The organism is Niveispirillum sp. (genome assembly GCF_017996735.1).
Taxonomy (GTDB): Bacteria; Pseudomonadota; Alphaproteobacteria; order Azospirillales; family Azospirillaceae; genus Niveispirillum.
On record NZ_JAGOGJ010000145.1, the window covers coordinates 1 to 15,603 of the forward strand.

General features: G+C 65.6%; 14 protein-coding genes. 8 read left to right on the forward strand and 6 right to left on the reverse strand.

What is annotated here, in order from left to right:
* A partial coding sequence (locus KBA48_RS27890) for a pyridoxal 5'-phosphate synthase (RefSeq protein WP_292911968.1) occupies positions 1-363 on the forward strand: 363 nt, incomplete at its 5' end.
* A gap of 14 nt (positions 364-377) precedes the next feature.
* Entirely contained in the window at positions 378-1,292 is a 915-nt protein-coding gene (locus tag KBA48_RS27895; RefSeq protein ID WP_292911969.1) for a cation diffusion facilitator family transporter, read from the forward strand.
* 22 nt (positions 1,293-1,314) lie between these two features.
* Here KBA48_RS27895 and glgA read toward each other — a convergent pair whose 3' ends face one another.
* Together glgA and KBA48_RS27905 are read right to left on the reverse strand one after the other, a co-directional pair.
* Positions 1,315-2,811 (reverse strand): glycogen synthase GlgA, encoded by a 1,497-nt coding sequence (glgA, locus tag KBA48_RS27900; protein WP_292911970.1) that lies wholly within the window; start codon positions 2,809-2,811, stop codon positions 1,315-1,317.
* A gap of 45 nt (positions 2,812-2,856) precedes the next feature.
* The gene (locus KBA48_RS27905; protein ID WP_367273886.1) at positions 2,857-3,819 is read right to left on the reverse strand and encodes a LysR family transcriptional regulator; all 963 of its coding nucleotides are present in this window, start codon (positions 3,817-3,819) and stop codon (positions 2,857-2,859) included.
* 269 nt (positions 3,820-4,088) lie between these two features.
* Here KBA48_RS27905 and KBA48_RS27910 point away from each other — a divergent pair, with 269 nt between their 5' ends.
* The gene (locus KBA48_RS27910) at positions 4,089-5,489 is read left to right on the forward strand and encodes an MFS transporter (RefSeq protein WP_292911971.1); all 1,401 of its coding nucleotides are present in this window, start codon (positions 4,089-4,091) and stop codon (positions 5,487-5,489) included.
* A gap of 3 nt (positions 5,490-5,492) precedes the next feature.
* Here KBA48_RS27910 and map read toward each other — a convergent pair whose 3' ends face one another.
* The gene (gene map, locus KBA48_RS27915; protein ID WP_292911972.1) at positions 5,493-6,335 is read right to left on the reverse strand and encodes a type I methionyl aminopeptidase; all 843 of its coding nucleotides are present in this window, start codon (positions 6,333-6,335) and stop codon (positions 5,493-5,495) included.
* A gap of 146 nt (positions 6,336-6,481) precedes the next feature.
* Positions 6,482-7,768 carry a glucose-1-phosphate adenylyltransferase gene (gene glgC / locus KBA48_RS27920; protein WP_292911973.1) on the reverse strand — a complete coding sequence of 429 codons (1,287 nt, stop codon included), beginning with the start codon at positions 7,766-7,768 and terminating at the stop codon, positions 6,482-6,484.
* Positions 7,769-8,281: 513 nt separating this feature from the next.
* On the opposite strand from glgC, the gene KBA48_RS27925 reads away from it, so the two are divergent.
* A complete protein-coding gene (locus KBA48_RS27925; protein WP_292911974.1) occupies positions 8,282-9,571 on the forward strand; it encodes an ammonium transporter in 1,290 nt (429 codons plus the stop codon).
* A gap of 149 nt (positions 9,572-9,720) precedes the next feature.
* Here the strand turns inward: KBA48_RS27925 and KBA48_RS27930 are convergent, their stop codons facing one another.
* On the reverse strand, positions 9,721-10,698 hold the full coding sequence (locus KBA48_RS27930; protein WP_292911975.1) for an NADPH:quinone oxidoreductase family protein: 978 nt from the start codon (positions 10,696-10,698) through the stop codon (positions 9,721-9,723).
* A gap of 308 nt (positions 10,699-11,006) precedes the next feature.
* Here KBA48_RS27930 and KBA48_RS27935 point away from each other — a divergent pair, with 308 nt between their 5' ends.
* Positions 11,007-11,660, forward strand: a complete 654-nt coding sequence (locus KBA48_RS27935) for a YitT family protein (RefSeq protein WP_292911976.1) — start codon at positions 11,007-11,009, stop codon at positions 11,658-11,660.
* On the opposite strand, the gene KBA48_RS27940 is transcribed toward KBA48_RS27935, so the two are convergent.
* The gene (locus tag KBA48_RS27940; RefSeq protein WP_292911977.1) at positions 11,650-11,862 is read right to left on the reverse strand and encodes a hypothetical protein; all 213 of its coding nucleotides are present in this window, start codon (positions 11,860-11,862) and stop codon (positions 11,650-11,652) included. The two genes, KBA48_RS27935 and KBA48_RS27940, sit on opposite strands and share 11 nt — an antisense overlap.
* Before the next feature lie 547 nt (positions 11,863-12,409).
* On the opposite strand from KBA48_RS27940, the gene KBA48_RS27945 reads away from it, so the two are divergent.
* From KBA48_RS27945 to KBA48_RS27955, 3 genes are all read left to right on the forward strand, one after another.
* Positions 12,410-13,567, forward strand: coding sequence for a Re/Si-specific NAD(P)(+) transhydrogenase subunit alpha (locus KBA48_RS27945; RefSeq protein WP_292911978.1), 1,158 nt, complete (start codon positions 12,410-12,412; stop codon positions 13,565-13,567).
* A gap of 104 nt (positions 13,568-13,671) precedes the next feature.
* Positions 13,672-14,007 carry an NAD(P) transhydrogenase subunit alpha gene (locus KBA48_RS27950; protein WP_292911981.1) on the forward strand — a complete coding sequence of 112 codons (336 nt, stop codon included), beginning with the start codon at positions 13,672-13,674 and terminating at the stop codon, positions 14,005-14,007.
* A gap of 16 nt (positions 14,008-14,023) precedes the next feature.
* The gene (locus KBA48_RS27955; RefSeq protein WP_292911979.1) at positions 14,024-15,454 is read left to right on the forward strand and encodes an NAD(P)(+) transhydrogenase (Re/Si-specific) subunit beta; all 1,431 of its coding nucleotides are present in this window, start codon (positions 14,024-14,026) and stop codon (positions 15,452-15,454) included.
* Positions 15,455-15,603: the final 149 nt, after the last annotated feature.

Sequence of the window (15,603 nt, forward strand, 5' to 3'; positions counted from 1 at the left end):
GCCCTGACCTTCCATTGGAAGTCGCTGCGCCGGCAGGTGCGGATCGAGGGACCGGTGGAGCGGGTGACGGACGCGGAGGCCGACGCCTATTTCGCCAGCCGCCCGCGCGGCAGCCGCGTCGGCGCCTGGGCCAGCCAGCAATCGCGCCCGCTGGACAGCCGCACCACCCTGGAACAGGCCGTGGCCGACGCCGAGGCGCGGTTCGAGGGCGGCGAAGTGCCGCGCCCCCCGCACTGGACCGGCTTTCGCGTCGTTCCCGACCGCATCGAATTCTGGCAGGATCGTGAATTCCGGCTGCATGACCGCATCCTGTTCACCCGCGAGGGCGAGGGGGCGTGGGCCAAGGGCCGGCTTTACCCCTGACATGAAGGTGTGTAGTGGCGGATACGGGTGGGGCGACGGATCGATATCGGCGATGGGCCACCTATGCCAGCGTGACGGTGGCGCTGGTCCTGATCACCGCCAAGCTTGCCTCTTACCTGACGACCGGGGCGGTGGCCGTCCTGTCCTCCCTGATGGACAGTTCGGTCGATCTGCTGGCCTCCATCGTCACGCTGCTGGGCGTGGCGCAAGCGTTGCGCGCACCCGACAGCACCCACCGGTTCGGCCATGGCAAGGCGGAACCGCTGGCGGCCCTGGCGCAGGCGGCCTTTGTCGCCGGCTCCGGTGTCTTCCTGGCCTATGAAGGTATCGGCCGGCTGGCCGAGCCCCGGCCGGTGGAAAGCCCGGAACTGGGCATCATCACCATGGTCTTCGCCATTGTGATGACGGGGCTGCTGCTGCTGGTGCAGCGCTGGGTGATCCGGCGCACGGCATCGATGGCCATCGCCGCCGACAGCATGCATTACAGCGGCGACCTGCTGATGAATTCCGCCGTCATCGCAGCCCTGGGCCTGACGGCATGGTCGGGCTGGCCTTATTGGGACCCGATCTTCGCGCTGGGCATCGCGGCGTTCCTGGTCTGGGGCGCCAGCCGCATTGTGCGCGAGGCGCTGGGCGTGCTGATGGACCGCGAACTGCCGGATGCCGACCGCGCGAAAGTGAAGGAAGTGGTGCGCGGCCATGTCCAGACGCGCGGCATCCATGATCTGCGCACCCGGTCCACCGGCATCGGCCAGCATATCGAATTCCACCTGGAACTGGACCCGCACCTGACGCTGGCCGAGGCGCACGACATCACGGACGAGATCGAGCGGAAACTGCGTATCGCCTTTCCCCAGGCCGAATTCGCCATCCACCAGGAGCCGGCGGGTCTGGAGGATGAACGGCTGGACAACCGCATCCGGCGGTGAGGGCGCCGCCAGTCGGCAGCCCTCACGCCCCTTCGGCGGCGGCAACGGCCGCCTTATAGGTTTCCATATAGTGCCGGGCCGACGCCCCCCAGGACACGTCGCGCCCCATGGCCGCGCGCTGCACACCGCGCCATTTATCCGTCTGCGGATGCAGGGCGAAGGCGCGGTCGATGGCGTTGATCAGGGCAGGCACGGTGACGGGGCCAAAGGTGAAGCCGGTGGCCGTGCCGTCCGACAGGGCGTCATCGGTGCAGTCCGTCACGGTATCGGCCAGACCGCCCACCCGGCTGACCAGCGGCAGGGTGCCATAGCGCAAGGCATACATCTGCGTCAGGCCGCACGGCTCAAACCGTGACGGCACCATCAGCACATCGACGCCGGCCTGCAACCGGTGCGACAGCGCCTCGTCATACCCCAGCACCAGCCCGACCCTGCCAGGGAAATGGCGGGCGGCACCGGCAAGCGCCTGCTCCAGCGATGCGGTACCCGTCCCCAGCACGGCCAATTGTCCGCCGCGTGCCACGATATGCGGGATGGCCTGCACCACCAGATCGATGCCCTTCTGATCCGTCAGGCGGCTGACAATGCCGAACAAAGGCGCGTGGATATCGGGGGACAGGCCGAAGGCCCGCTGGATATCGGCCTTGTTCGCCTCCTTCGCCGGCAATGAGGCAATATCATATTGGGCCGTCAGCAAAGGGTCGCTGGCCGGGTTCCAGGCATCGGTATCGATGCCGTTCAAAATGCCGTCCAGCACGTCTGCCCGTGCCCGCAACAGTCCGTCCATGCCAAAGCCAAAAACCTCGCCCTGGATTTCCGTGGCATAGGTCGGGCTGACGGTCGTCAACCGGTCCGAATAAACCAGACCGGCCTTCAGGAAGGAAAGCTGGGCGTAGAATTCCAGACCCTGCGGCGTGAACCCGTCCCAGGGCAGGCCCAGGGTCGGCACCGTTTCGGCCGGGAAAAGGCCCTGGAAGGCCAGGTTATGAATGGTGAACACCGTGCCCGGCCGCTTGGCCCCGGCCAGCGGCCAGAGGGGGAAATGCAGATGGGCGGCGGCCAGCCCGGCCTGCCAGTCATGGCCATGCAACACCTCCGGCTTCCACAGGGCCCGACCCTGCGCCCCATCCCCCGCCAGTCCGATCAAGGCGGCGACGCGACCCAGGGCGGCGAAACGCAGATGGTTGTCGGACCAGTCCTTGCCGTCCGGCCCCAGATAGGGATTGCCCTTGCGCCCGAAAAAGCTGGGTATGTCCAGGGCATAGACGATCCCGCCATCGACCCCCCGCCCCGCCACCAGACGCGCCGGCGCCGCCGACGGCAATCCCGGCAAGCCGCGCAGGTCACGCAGGATCTTCACGTTCTCCAGCCGTTCCAGGACCCCCGGATAACCCGGCATCAGCGCACGCACATCCGCGCCCACCGCCCGCAGGGCGGCCGGCAGGGCCCCGGCCACATCCCCCAGGCCACCGGTCTTCACATAGGGCAGGCATTCCGACGTGACGAAAAGAACACGCATGATGGGGTCCGGGCTTGTTGATCGGGGGGATACCAAGGTCAACACTTATTGACCTTGGTATGAGTGAACGGAACGCGCGCTTTCAGCAAGGGGATCATCATCCCCGCCGGCATCGCCGCAAATTTCCCGCACGATCCCACGTAGCCAGCGATGGGCCGGGTCAGCATCCAGGCGCGGGTGCCACAGCAGCGAGACGGTGACCGGCGGAATGTCGAACGGCAGATCGAAGGCAGCCATGCCGGCCCGCAGGCCCACCGTGTGCCGCGCGGACACGGTGGCCACCAGATCGCTGTCCCGCGCCACGGCCAGCGCCCCGGCATAGCCCGCGACAAGGGCCACCACCCGCCGTTCCAGGCCCAGCGCGCTCAAGGCCCGGTCGACGGGTCCCTTGTCAGGCCGGGCCCGCGTCACCGCCACATGCGATGCCGCCGCATAGGTCCGGGGCGTCACCGCCTGGGCCAGGATGGGATGGCCGGGCCGCACCACACCCACGAACCGGTCGCGGAACAGGGCCTGCACACGCAATTCGGGACCCGTATCCGGTCCCGCCACGCCCGTTTCCAGATCGACGGTGCCGTCGCGCAGCGGCGTGCTGTCCCGTTCCGGCTTGGCCGTGAAGCGCAGGCGCACCCAAGGTGCGGCAGCGGCCGCGCGGGCGATCAGGGCGGCGCCGAACGTCTCCACAAACCCCTCGCTGGTGCGCAGGGTGAAGACACGGTCCAGGCGGCCCAGATCCAGCGCCGTGGCCGGCCGCAGCGCCGCCCGCGCCTGCTCGACGATGGCCCCCACCTGTCCGCGCAGTTCCAGGGCGCGGGGTGTCGGTACCAGCCCCCGGCCCGCCCGCACCAGCAGCGGATCGCCCGTCGCCGCGCGCAGCCGCGCCAGCGCCCGGCTCATGGCCGACGGGCTGAGCCGCAGGCGCCGTGCCGCCCCGGCCACGCTGCCCTCCGCCAGCAGCACATCCAGGGTCACCAGAAGGTTCAGGTCGGGCAGGTTCACGGCCGGCACCTTATCCCAATCTTCCTTGATCGTGACCGATCCAGGAAGATTTCGTGTTCCTCAGACGCCGGGCGCCGCCATCAGGCGGCTTGGCTTACGGCACCACGCGGTGCCGGGCCGGCCGTCGCCGGCCTCCAATCTGCCAAGGGTCAAACCCTCGGCAGATTAGTATTATATGGCGTTTCATGCACGAATATAGTGCGATTGCTGCGTCTTCCGCCATACCGGTCCATCGCATAGCGTCACGGTCACGGACGGGTCGGACAGAGGGGGCGGCGATGATGGCGGAACAGACGGCGGCAAGGGACATGGAACGGCGGGGTGGACGCCTGGCGCTGCCCGCCCTGTCGCTGTCCATCCTTCTGTCCTCACTGGGCACCAGCATCGCCAATGTCGGATTGCCGGATATCGCCACGTCCTTCGCCGTCCCCTTCGCCCAGGTGCAATGGGTGGTGCTGGCCTATCTTCTGGCCACCACGACGCTGATCGTCGGCGCTGGGCGGCTGGGCGACCGGATCGGGCGCAGGCGCCGCCTGCTGCTGGGCGGCATCCTGCTGTTCACCCTGGCATCGGCCCTGTGCGGGCTGGCGCCGTCCCTGCCGCTGCTGGTCGCCGCCCGCGCCTTCCAGGGGCTGGGCGCTGCCGCCATGATGGCCATGTCCATGGCCCTGGTCGGCGGCACCGTGGACAAGGCACGCACCGGGCAGGCCATGGGCATGCTGGGCAGCATGTCGGCCGTGGGCACGGCCCTGGGGCCGTCCCTGGGCGGGGCAGCCATTGCGCTGGCCGGCTGGCCGGGGCTGTTCCTGGTCAATGTGCCGCTGGGTCTCGCGGCATTCATGCTGGTCCGGGCGCTGGTCCCGGCGGATAACGCACCGACGCGGTCAGACGCGGGGGGCGACCCCCTTGGCACGGCATTGCTGGCCGCGGCGCTGGCCGCTTATGCCCTTGCCATGACCGTCGGACAGCATGGCGACGCCGTCGGCCCCGTCCTGATGGCGGCGGCGCTGCTGCTGGCCGGACTGTTCATCCTCTGGCAGAAGGCGGCTCCGTCCCCGCTGCTGCACCTGTCCCTGTTCCGGGACGGCAGCCTGTGCGGCGCGCTGCTGGCCAATGTCCTGGTCTCCATGATCATGATGGCAACGCTGGTGCTGGGCCCCTTCTACCTGACACGGGTGCTGGGCCTGTCACCGGCCCTGACGGGGCTGGTGCTGGCCACGGGTCCCTGTATCTCCGCCCTGGCGGGCATCCCGTCCGGGCGCGTCGTCGACCGGTTCGGCGGCCCACGCATGACCCTGGTGGGCCTGGGCGGGCTGGCAACGGGCTGTCTGCTCATGTCCGCATCAGGGGTTGAGTGGGGCGTGGCGGGCTATATGGTTCCCATCGCCGTGATGACCAGCTTCTATGCCCTGTTCCAGGCCGCCAACAATACCGGCGTGATGGGCGGGCAGCCGGCGGACCAGCGCGGGCTTGTCTCCGGCCTGTTGAACCTGTCGCGCAACCTGGGTCTGATCACGGGGGCGGCCTGCCTGGGCGGTGTCTTTGCCCTGGCCGTGGGCACGGCGGACCTGGCCACCGCGCCACCTGCCCTGATCGCACAGGGGATGCGGGCGGCGTTTGCCGGCGCGGCCCTGCTGTTGATGGCGGCGGCCGGCATCATGGCAAGGACGCGGCGGTGAAGATCAGGCGGTCGCGCCGCCAGGGGCCGGCACGGGGCAGTCCAGGCCCGCCGGCGACCGGGTGAAGATTTCCACCCCGTCATCCGTGACGCCCACCGTATGTTCGAACTGCGCCGACAGGGACAGGTCACGCGTGATGTTGGTCCAGCCGTCGGCCAGCGTGCGCAGGCCCGCCCCCCCCTGGTTGAACATGGGTTCGATGGTGAAGACCATGCCGGGAACCAGCTTCATGCCGCGCCCCGGCTTGCCGAAATGCATGACATCGGGCGCATCGTGGAAGACGCGGCCGATGCCATGGCCGACATAGTCGCGCACCGTGGCGTAACCGACCCGCCGGGCGGCCCGTTCGATGACATGGCCGATATCACCCAGATGCTTGCCAGGCGCCACCTGACCGATGCCGGCCATCATGGCATCATAGGTGGTGCGGACCAGATGGGCGGCCTTTGGCGCCACCTCCCCCACCAGATACATACGCGAGGTGTCTCCATACCAGCCATCGACAATGGCAGTGACATCGACATTGACGATGTCACCTGCCTTCAGCAGCACCCCGTGGGAGGGGATGCCATGGTTGACGACATGGTTGGGGGAGATGCAGCAGGATTTCGGGAAGCCGTGATAGCCCAGCGTGGCCGCCACGGCCCCTTCGCTTTTCAGGAAGGCCGCAACCAGGTCGTCAATCTCCCCCGTCGTCACGCCGGGCAGCATGCAGGGGGTGATATGGTCCAGGCACGCCGCCGCCACCGCGCCGGCGCGCCGCAGCGCCGCGAAGGCCGATGATCCATGCAACGGAACCCGCCGTCCCAGCGAGTCCAGCACAAAGTTACCCGCGTAGGTCTTCATCGCCCCTCACCACCCACTTGCTCCCCTCTGCCACGGGCCATGGAAATGACCCGTGGGGCCAGCGACTGCTGGCCCGCGCACCCATGGGCGCGTAAGCCAAGCTGCCGCATGGCAGCGCCCTGCGCCTGAGGGAAATGCAATAACCGTCAGCCTTCCAGCCGGTCCAGCATCTCCTGCGTGATCAATACCACACCATTTTCGGAACGGTAGAAACGCCGCGCATCCTCCTCGGCATTTTCCCCCACCACCAGGCCGGCGGGGATGACGCAGCCGCGATCCACCACCACCTTGGTCAGGCGCACATTCCGGTTGATCTCCACCTCCGGCAGGATGACGGCATCCGTCAATTCACAATAAGAATGGACACGGACCTTGTTGAACAGGATGGAACGGCGGACCAGCGAGCCCGAGGTGATGCAGCCGGCCGACACCATGCTGTCCACCGCCATGCCACGGCGGCCATCATCGTCGAAGACAAATTTCGCGGGCGGCAACTGCTCCTGATAGGTGAAGATGGGCCATTCCCGGTCATAGAGATCCAGGTCGGGCGAGACCTTGCACAGGTCCAGGTTGGCCTCCCAATAGGCATCCACCGTACCGACGTCGCGCCAGTAGGCATTGCCCGGCTGGGCGCGGTTACGCACGCAGCTTTCGTTGAAATGATGGGCGACGACCTTGGCCGTATCCACCAGATAGGGGATGATGTCCTTGCCGAAATCGCGGCTGGATTTCTGGTCGCGGGCGTCACGCTCCAGATGGCTGTACAGGAAATCGGCATTGAAGATGTAGATGCCCATGGAGGCCAGGGCCATGTCGGGTTTGCCCGGCATGGCGGGCGGGTCCTTGGGCTTCTCCAGGAAGCTGACGATGCGGTTGTCATCATCGACATGCATGACACCGAAACCCGACGCCTCCCGGCGCGGCACCTCGATGCAGCCCACGGTCACATCCGCGCCGGTGCGGATATGGCTGGCCAGCATGTTGGCGTAATCCATCTTGTAGATATGGTCGCCGGCCAGGATCAGCACCCATTCGGCCTTGTGGCTGCGCAGGATGTCCAGGTTCTGGAACACGGCATCGGCCGTGCCCTGATACCAGCTCGTCTCATCAATGCGCTGCTGTGCCGGCAGCAGGTCGATGAATTCGCCGATTTCACCCCGCAGGAAGTTCCAGCCGCGCTGCAGGTGCCGCAGCAGCGAATGCGACTTGTACTGTGTGATGACGGAGATGCGGCGGAAGCCGGAATTGATGCAGTTCGACAGGGCAAAGTCGATGATGCGGAACTTGCCGCCGAAATGCACCGCCGGCTTGGCGCGGCGATCGGTCAATTGCTTCAGCCGGCTGCCGCGGCCACCCGCCAGCACCAGGGCAAGCGCATGGCGCGGCGCCTGTCGAAGATCACGATCCAGACGCTGTTCGGACTGACTGGTCACCAATTCCCATCCTCCCCTGATGTCGCGCGGTGCCGGCCGCTTCGACCGGCGGCTATATTCCGGAAGGATGGTGTCACATGCGGGCCATCCGGTCACGCCTGGATACGTATGAAGCGTCACCGATCCCGGACAGGGCAGGCAACGAAAAGGCGAAGGGCACACAACCGGATGACCTGGCCCGGAAACGCCGCATGCACCCGAATGTCTGCCTATTTTTTAATCTGTCACATTTTTAGCCGCTGATTTGGGGTGCCCCAAAGGGGGCATACGGACATAGTGAATTGTTATAACTAAATTTTTCCAGAAATCCCCCCGCCAGAAACAGCACAATTTTTGTGCATATCAGGGGTTTCGGGGTGGAGTCGCGGGGGCCAGGGTGGATTCCTGTCAGGCGACAACCGCATCAACGTCGAGGGATTCCGCCGCTTTGCACAACGGCACGGACTTTGAATAGGGGAGTAACGGCGTGTGCGGCGGCCGGTCGGCCCCGTGCCCACAAGAATGGGGAGCCAGATGAATCGTATGTTGAAGACCCTTTTCGCGGCGTGCCTGGCGTTGGTTCCGGGCGTGGCCTTCGCGCAGGACGCGGCGCCGACCCCGACGCTCGACAGCGGCAACACCGCCTGGCTGCTGACGTCCACGGCGCTGGTGCTGTTCATGACCATTCCCGGTCTGGCGCTGTTCTATGGCGGCATGGTCCGCAAGGCCAACGTCCTGACCATGGCGATGCAGAGTTTTGCCATCGCCGCCCTGATTTCCGTGCTCTGGGCGGTCGTCGGTTTCAGCCTCGCCTTCGGTCCCGGCAACCTCTATGTCGGTGACCTGAGCCGGGCCTTCCTGTCCGGCCTGGAAGTCGGCACCCTGTCCGGCAGCATCCCGGAATCGGTGTTCATCACCTTCCAGATGACCTTCGCGATCATCACCCCCGCGCTGATCACCGGCGCCTTCGCCGACCGCATGAAGTTCTCGGCCCTGCTGCTGTTCACGGCACTGTGGTCGCTGATCGTCTACAGCCCGATCTGCCACTGGGTCTGGGGCGGCGGCTTCCTGATGGGCGATGGCGTGCTGGATTATGCCGGCGGCACCGTCGTTCACATCAATGCCGGTGTCGCCGGTCTGGTTGCCGCCATCGTGCTGGGCAAGCGCAAGGGCTATGGCACGTCGGACATGAAGCCGCACAATCTGGTCCTGTCGCTGATTGGCGCTGCCATGCTGTGGGTGGGCTGGTTCGGCTTCAACGCCGGCTCCGCCGTTGCCGCTGACGGCCGTGCGGGCATGGCCATGCTGGTGACCCAGATCGCCGCCGCCACGGCCACGCTGGCCTGGGTGTTCGTCGAATGGGGTGTGAAGGGCAAGCCCTCTGTCCTGGGTGCCGTGTCGGGTGCCGTGGCCGGTCTGGTCGCCATCACGCCGGCCGCCGGTTTCGTGGGCGTCGATGGCGCGCTCGGGATCGGTGCCGCTGCCGGCATCATCTGCTACTTCGCCTCCACCACGGTGAAGCATGCCCTGAAGTATGATGACAGCCTGGACGTCTGGGGTGTGCATGGCGTGGGCGGCATCGTCGGCGCCATCCTGACCGGTGTCTTCGCCAAGGAAGCCATCGGCGGCACCGCCGGCGCCCTGGAAGGCAATATCGGCCAGATCGGGACCCAGGTCTGGGGCATCCTGGCCACCGTCGTCTGGTCGGCCGTGGCCACCACGATCATCCTGTACATCGTGAAGGCCATCACCGGCCTGCGCGTGGACGAGGATGCCGAGCGTGACGGCCTGGATCTGTCGCTGCATGGCGAAACGATCCAGTAAGCTTCGGGCCTTCGCCTGAAACAAGAACCGCCGCATCGGTCACCCGATGCGGCGGTTTTCTTTTTAGAGTTGGATTGAAGCCACCGTACCCCGTCATCCCGGCGAAAGCCGGGATGACGGGAGAGACGGTTTGATGGAACCTGTGAACCTCACGCCAGGGTCAGCACCACCTTGCCCGTCGCCTTGCGCCCCGACAGCAGATGGAAGGCCTGCGCATAATCCGCGAGGGGCAGCGCGTGCGACACATGCGGCCGCAGCTTCCCCTGCCCCCACAGGGCCAGCAGTTCCATCAGGCTCTGGCCCAGCCGCTGTGGGTTATGCTTGCGGTAAGCCCCCCAGAACAGGCCCAGCACCGCACAATTTTTCACCAGCAGCAGATTGGCCGGCACCTGCGGGATGCGGCCCGCCGCATAGCCGATGGTGATGATGCGCCCGCACCAGGCCATGTTGCGCAGGGCGGCGTCAAAATAATCCCCGCCCACCGGGTCGAACACGACATCCACGCCCCGGGGCGCCAGTTCCTTCAGGCGGGTCTTCAAATCCTCGGCCGCATAATCGATCACCTCATCGGCGCCATGATCCCGGGCCACGGCCAGCTTATCCGGCGATGACGCCGCCGCGATGACCCGCGCGCCCATGGCCTTGCCGATCTCCACCGCCGTCAGGCCGACCCCGCCCGACGCGCCCAGCACCAGCAGGGTCTCCCCCGCCTTCAACTGCGCCCTGTCGGTAAGGGCCAGGTGGGAGGTGCCATAGGCAACGGGGAAGCCGGCGGCCGTGGCGAAGTCCATCCCGTCGGGGATGGGCAGCACGGCGCCGGCCTCCACCACCGTCTCCTCCCGGAAGGCGCCCTTGGCCGACAAGGCCATGACCCGCTGCCCGACCGTCAGATGCCGCACGCCCTCGCCCAGTTCCGTCACCACGCCCGCGCATTCCATACCGGGGCTGAAGGGAAAGGGCGGCTTTTCCTGATACTTGCCCTCGATGATCAGCGTATCGGCGAAGTTCAGCGCCGCCGCCTTGATGGCGATCCGCACCTCCCCCGCCGCCAGCGGCAGGGCCGCCACCTCTTCCACCGCCAGGCTTTCCGGTGGGCCGAACCCCTTGCATAGCAGCGCCTTGGGCATCTTCGTCTTCTCCCTTTGGTTTGTTCAAACAATTGTTTGAAGTGTGAGGGAAGGACAGCGGCGGGTCAAGCCGGCCATCGACGGGCAAAGGGGCAGTCCGTGCCCCATCCGCCGCCCCGCGATCGGCATTGTTGCGCCGCAACCCCGGAAACGGCCCAAGTTCGGCTGCCTATTGCGCTGCATCAAGGTTATGATGTCAGGCAACGATTAGAAGAAAGGGGATGGGGAACGGAACGCCATGATCCGCAAGGGAACCGGGTGAAGCCGCTGGCAACATCAGGGACCGTCGCCCAGAAGGGGGAACCGGCATGGACAGCAACCGTTCACATCATCGGACCTATGAAGACGTGGCAGCCATGGCCCTTGGCACCATGCTGGTGTCGTTCGGGACCATGATCTATGCCCAGTCCCTGTTGCTGGTGGGCAGCATGGCCGGTCTGGCGCTGCTGCTGCACTATGCGACCGGCGCCGGATTCTGGCTGCTGTTCTTCCTGCTGAACCTGCCCTTTTACGTGCTGGCCTGGAAGCGTATGGGCCGGGGCTTCGCCATTCGCACCTTTGTCGCCGTCTGCATCGTCTGCGTCCTGACGCGATGGATGTCGGATTGGGTGGCATTCGCCAATCTGAACCCGCTTTTCGCCACCATCATCGGCGGCGCCCTGATCGGCACGGGATTGCTGATCCTGTTCCGGCACCGGATCGGCCTGGGTGGGGTCAATATCCTGGCGCTGTTCCTGCAGGAACGGTTCGGCGTCCGCGCCGGCTATGTGCAGTTGGCCTGGGACGGGCTGGTCCTGCTGGGCGCCTGTTTCGTCCTGCCGCTGGACCGTCTTGTCCTGTCGGTCGGTGGGGCGGTGATCGCCAACATGGTGATCGCGATGAACCATCGGCCCGACCGGTATATCGCCCGCAGCGCCGAACAGGCCGCCCTGCCTACGGGTGGTGAGCGGACTACGGCTTGATCCCCTCATCCGTCAGCACCACGACGGGATAGCCCCGGTACTCCGCCGGCGCCTCATGGTCCGGCCCGGCCACGCGCAGGAAAATCTGCCCTTCGCCGATGCCGGTGCCCACCACGGGGCGGCCCGCCTCCGTCAACTCCTTGAACAGGGTGCGGGCGGCGTCGGCAAGGGGATGCTTTTCGGGAATCTGCGGATCGGTCATGGGGCGTTTTAAGGCTCTGATAGGGTTGGGCGACACTCTGCCCCACCCGCATGACGGGGTCCAGCCCGGCTTTCAGACCCCGGCCCGGATGCAACCGTACCCCCCCGTCACCGCATGGCAATGGTTCCATGCGTCGGCCGCAAAACCATCGCCAAAGGCAAGAACGACTTTGGTCGCGGCCGCGAATCATGTAACGGCGTTACACAGTTTATGGTAACCGGTTACCATAAAAATGCTTACATCTTAATGCGTTATTCCTGCTGGAAATTTTGGGAATCGGGAACGGAATTACCGGATCGGCGTTACAGAATCCGCTTTCCATCGGCACCCCCCTCCCGCATCCACACCCCCACCATTCCTTTCCGCCCAGTGGGAAAACCCTTTCCGACCATGACGCAGCGCACCCTGAAAGCTTCACAAAGATTACCGGATGCGTCATCGTGCGAAACCATAAAGACGGCCGGCATAATCCTGAAACGGAGCGTCGGCACCCTGGGTCGCCTGCTGAGACTTCAAGGAACTTATCCAAGAGGGGGAATCGGATCGCATGAAAATCGCCATTCCGAAGGAGCGCCGGGCGCATGAGCTGCGTGTCGCAGCCACGCCGGACACGGTGCGCAAATATATCGGGTTGGGCTTTGAGGTGGTGGTGGAGACGGGCGCCGGCCTGGGTTCCGCGCTGACCGACGATGCCTTTACCGCCGCCGGCGCCACCATCGCCGCCGACATCACCAGCACCCTGACCGGGGCCGACATCATCCTGAAGGTGCAGCGTCCGCTGGCCGAGGGTGAGGGTGATGTGAACGAGCTGGCGCTGATCAAGCCGGGCGCCATCCTGATCGCCGGTCTGTCGCCCTATGGCGCGCCGGAGACGGTGGCCGCCTATGCCGCCGCCAAGATCGACGCCTTCGCCATGGAATTCATGCCGCGCATCACCCGCGCCCAGAGCATGGACATCCTGTCGTCGCAGTCGAATCTTTCCGGTTACCGCGCCGTGATCGAGGCGGCGAACGAATTCGGCCGCGCCTTCCCCATGATGATGACCGCCGCCGGCACTGTCCCGCCGGCCCGCGCCCTGGTCATGGGTGCCGGCGTGGCGGGATTGCAGGCCATCGCGACGGCCAAGCGTCTGGGGGCCGTGGTGTCGGCCACCGACGTGCGCCCGGCCACCAAGGAACAGGTGGAATCGCTCGGCGGCACCTTCGTCGCCGTGATGGATGAGGAATTCCAGCAGGCACAGACCGCCGGCGGCTACGCCAAGGAAATGTCGAAGGAATATCAGGCCAAGCAGGCGGCCCTGATCGCCGAGACGATCAAGAAGCAGGACATCGTCATCACGACGGCCCTGATCCCCGGCCGCAAGGCGCCGATCCTGGTCACCGACGAGATGCTGAAGACCATGAAGCAGGGCGCGATCCTGGTGGATCTGGCCTGCGAACAGGGTGGCAATGTCGAAGGCGCCGTGGCCGGTCAGGTCGTGGAAAAGTACGGCGTGAAGATCGTGGGCCGCATCAATATGCCCAGCCGCATCGCCGTGGACAGCTCTGCCCTCTACGCCAAGAACCTGCTGAACTTCATCACGCCCTTTGTGGACAAGGACACAAAGAGCCTGAAGATGAACTGGGAGGATGACGTGGTGAAGGGCACGGGCCTGACCCGTGATGGCGCCGTGGTCCACCCCGCCTTCAACAAGCCCGCCGCCTGAGGAGCCAGATAATGATCCTTGCCAATGCGGACAGCGGTGCGGAACTGCTGAACAATCTGGATGCCGCGCGCGAGCAGGCAGTCCAGATGACCAATAAGATCGCCATGCTGGAGGCGCAGCTTGCCAATGCCGGCGGCATGCCCTTCATCGTGATCGGCCTGACCGTCTTCGTCCTGGCCTGCTTCGTGGGCTATTACGTCGTCTGGAAGGTCACGCCGGCCCTGCACTCCCCCCTGATGGCCGTGACCAATGCGGTGTCGTCGGTGATCATCGTCGGCGCGCTGATCGCCACCGGTGCCGCCGATAACGGCCTGTCCGCCCTGATGGGTTTCCTGGCCATCGTGCTGGCCAGCGTGAACATCTTCGGCGGCTTCATGGTCACGCAGCGCATGTTGGCCATGTACAAGAAGAAGGCGCCATCCGGCGCCGCCAAGAAGTGATCGGGGAGGAATCATAATGCTCGTCACCGCATCGCTTCTCTATCTCGCCTCCGGCGTGCTGTTCATCCTGGCCCTGCGTGGCCTGTCCAGCCCGGAAACCGCCCAGACGGGCAACCGCTTCGGCATGATCGGCATGGCGCTGGCCATCCTGACCACGCTGATCGCGCTGCCGGCGCTGACCGGCAAGTCGCTGGAATTTACCCGCCTGATCATGATCGTGGCCGGCATCGCCATCGGCGGCGCCGCTGGTATGGTCATCGCCAAGCGCATCCAGATGACGCAGTTGCCGCAGCTGGTCGCCGCCTTCCACAGCCTGGTCGGTCTGGCCGCCGTGTTCGTGGCAGGCGCCGCCTTCTACTCGCCGGAAAGCTTCAATATCGGCAAGACCGGCGACATCCATGTCGGCTCCCTGATCGAAATGAGCCTGGGCGTGGCCATCGGTGCCATCACCTTCACCGGCTCCGTTGTCGCCTTCCTGAAGCTGGACGGCCGGGTCAGCGGCAAGCCGCTGGTGTTCGGTGGTCAGCATATGCTGAATGCCGGCCTGGGTATCGCGCTGGTCGCCCTGATCGTGCTGCTCTGCATCACGCAGTCGCAGCTCTTGTTCTGGATCATCGTCATCCTGGCCCTGGCGCTGGGTTTCCTGCTGATCCTGCCGATCGGCGGGGCCGACATGCCCGTGGTCGTGTCCATGCTGAACAGCTATTCCGGCTGGGCGGCGGCGGGCATCGGCTTCACGCTGCAGAACAACCTGCTGATCATCACCGGTTCGCTGGTCGGTGCCTCCGGCGCCATCCTGTCCTACATCATGTGCAAGGGCATGAACCGGTCGATCATCAACGTCATCCTGGGTGGCTTTGGTGGTGACGCCGCCGCCAGTGCCGCCGCTGCGGGTGGCGCCATCGACCGCAGCTTCAAGGCCGGTTCCGCCGACGATGCCGCCTTCATCATGAAGAACGCGTCCAAGGTGATCGTGGTCCCCGGCTATGGCATGGCCGTGGCCCAGGCCCAGCACGCCCTGCGCGAAATGGCCGACCTTCTGAAGAAGGAAGGCGTGGAGGTGAAGTACGCCATCCACCCCGTCGCGGGCCGCATGCCCGGCCATATGAACGTGCTGCTGGCCGAAGCCAACGTGCCCTATGACGAGGTGTTCGAACTGGACGAAATCAACCGCGATTTCGGTCAGGCCGACGTGGCCTATGTCATCGGCGCCAATGACGTGACCAACCCCGCCGCCAAGACGGACCCGGCCAGCCCCATTTTCGGCATGCCGATCCTGGACGTCGAAAAGGCCAAGACGGTTCTGTTCATCAAGCGCTCGATGGGTGCCGGTTACGCCGGTGTCGAAAACGAACTCTTCTTCCGCCCCAACACTATGATGCTGCTGGGCGATGCCAAGAAGGTCACTGAAGAGATCGTAAAGAACCTGTCGGGCAGCGGGCATTGATCGCCGCCTGATTGACAGGGTTTAATACCATGTGTGGACGGCCCGTTGGGAACAAGGGGTAGGCGAGATGATTTGTTCGGGTCGAATGCGTTCATGTGTCCGGCCTGTTTGAGCGGCGGATGACCGCTGGCCCAGATGGGTTCCGCCAA

Bases quoted from the DNA above. Each gene is read 5' to 3' on its own strand.
- KBA48_RS27935 (WP_292911976.1), top strand. From the start codon at position 11,007: ATGGACAGCAACCGTTCACATCATCGGACCTATGAAGACGTGGCAGCC.
- KBA48_RS27955 (WP_292911979.1), top strand. From the start codon at position 14,024: ATGCTCGTCACCGCATCGCTTCTCTATCTCGCCTCCGGCGTGCTGTTC.
- KBA48_RS27910 (WP_292911971.1), top strand. From the start codon at position 4,089: ATGATGGCGGAACAGACGGCGGCAAGGGACATGGAACGGCGGGGTGGA.
- KBA48_RS27950 (WP_292911981.1), top strand. From the start codon at position 13,672: ATGCTGGAGGCGCAGCTTGCCAATGCCGGCGGCATGCCCTTCATCGTG.
- map (WP_292911972.1), bottom strand. From the start codon at position 6,335: ATGAAGACCTACGCGGGTAACTTTGTGCTGGACTCGCTGGGACGGCGG.
- KBA48_RS27930 (WP_292911975.1), bottom strand. From the start codon at position 10,698: ATGCCCAAGGCGCTGCTATGCAAGGGGTTCGGCCCACCGGAAAGCCTG.
- glgA (WP_292911970.1), bottom strand. From the start codon at position 2,811: ATGCGTGTTCTTTTCGTCACGTCGGAATGCCTGCCCTATGTGAAGACC.
- KBA48_RS27925 (WP_292911974.1), top strand. From the start codon at position 8,282: ATGAATCGTATGTTGAAGACCCTTTTCGCGGCGTGCCTGGCGTTGGTT.
- KBA48_RS27940 (WP_292911977.1), bottom strand. From the start codon at position 11,862: ATGACCGATCCGCAGATTCCCGAAAAGCATCCCCTTGCCGACGCCGCC.
- KBA48_RS27945 (WP_292911978.1), top strand. From the start codon at position 12,410: ATGAAAATCGCCATTCCGAAGGAGCGCCGGGCGCATGAGCTGCGTGTC.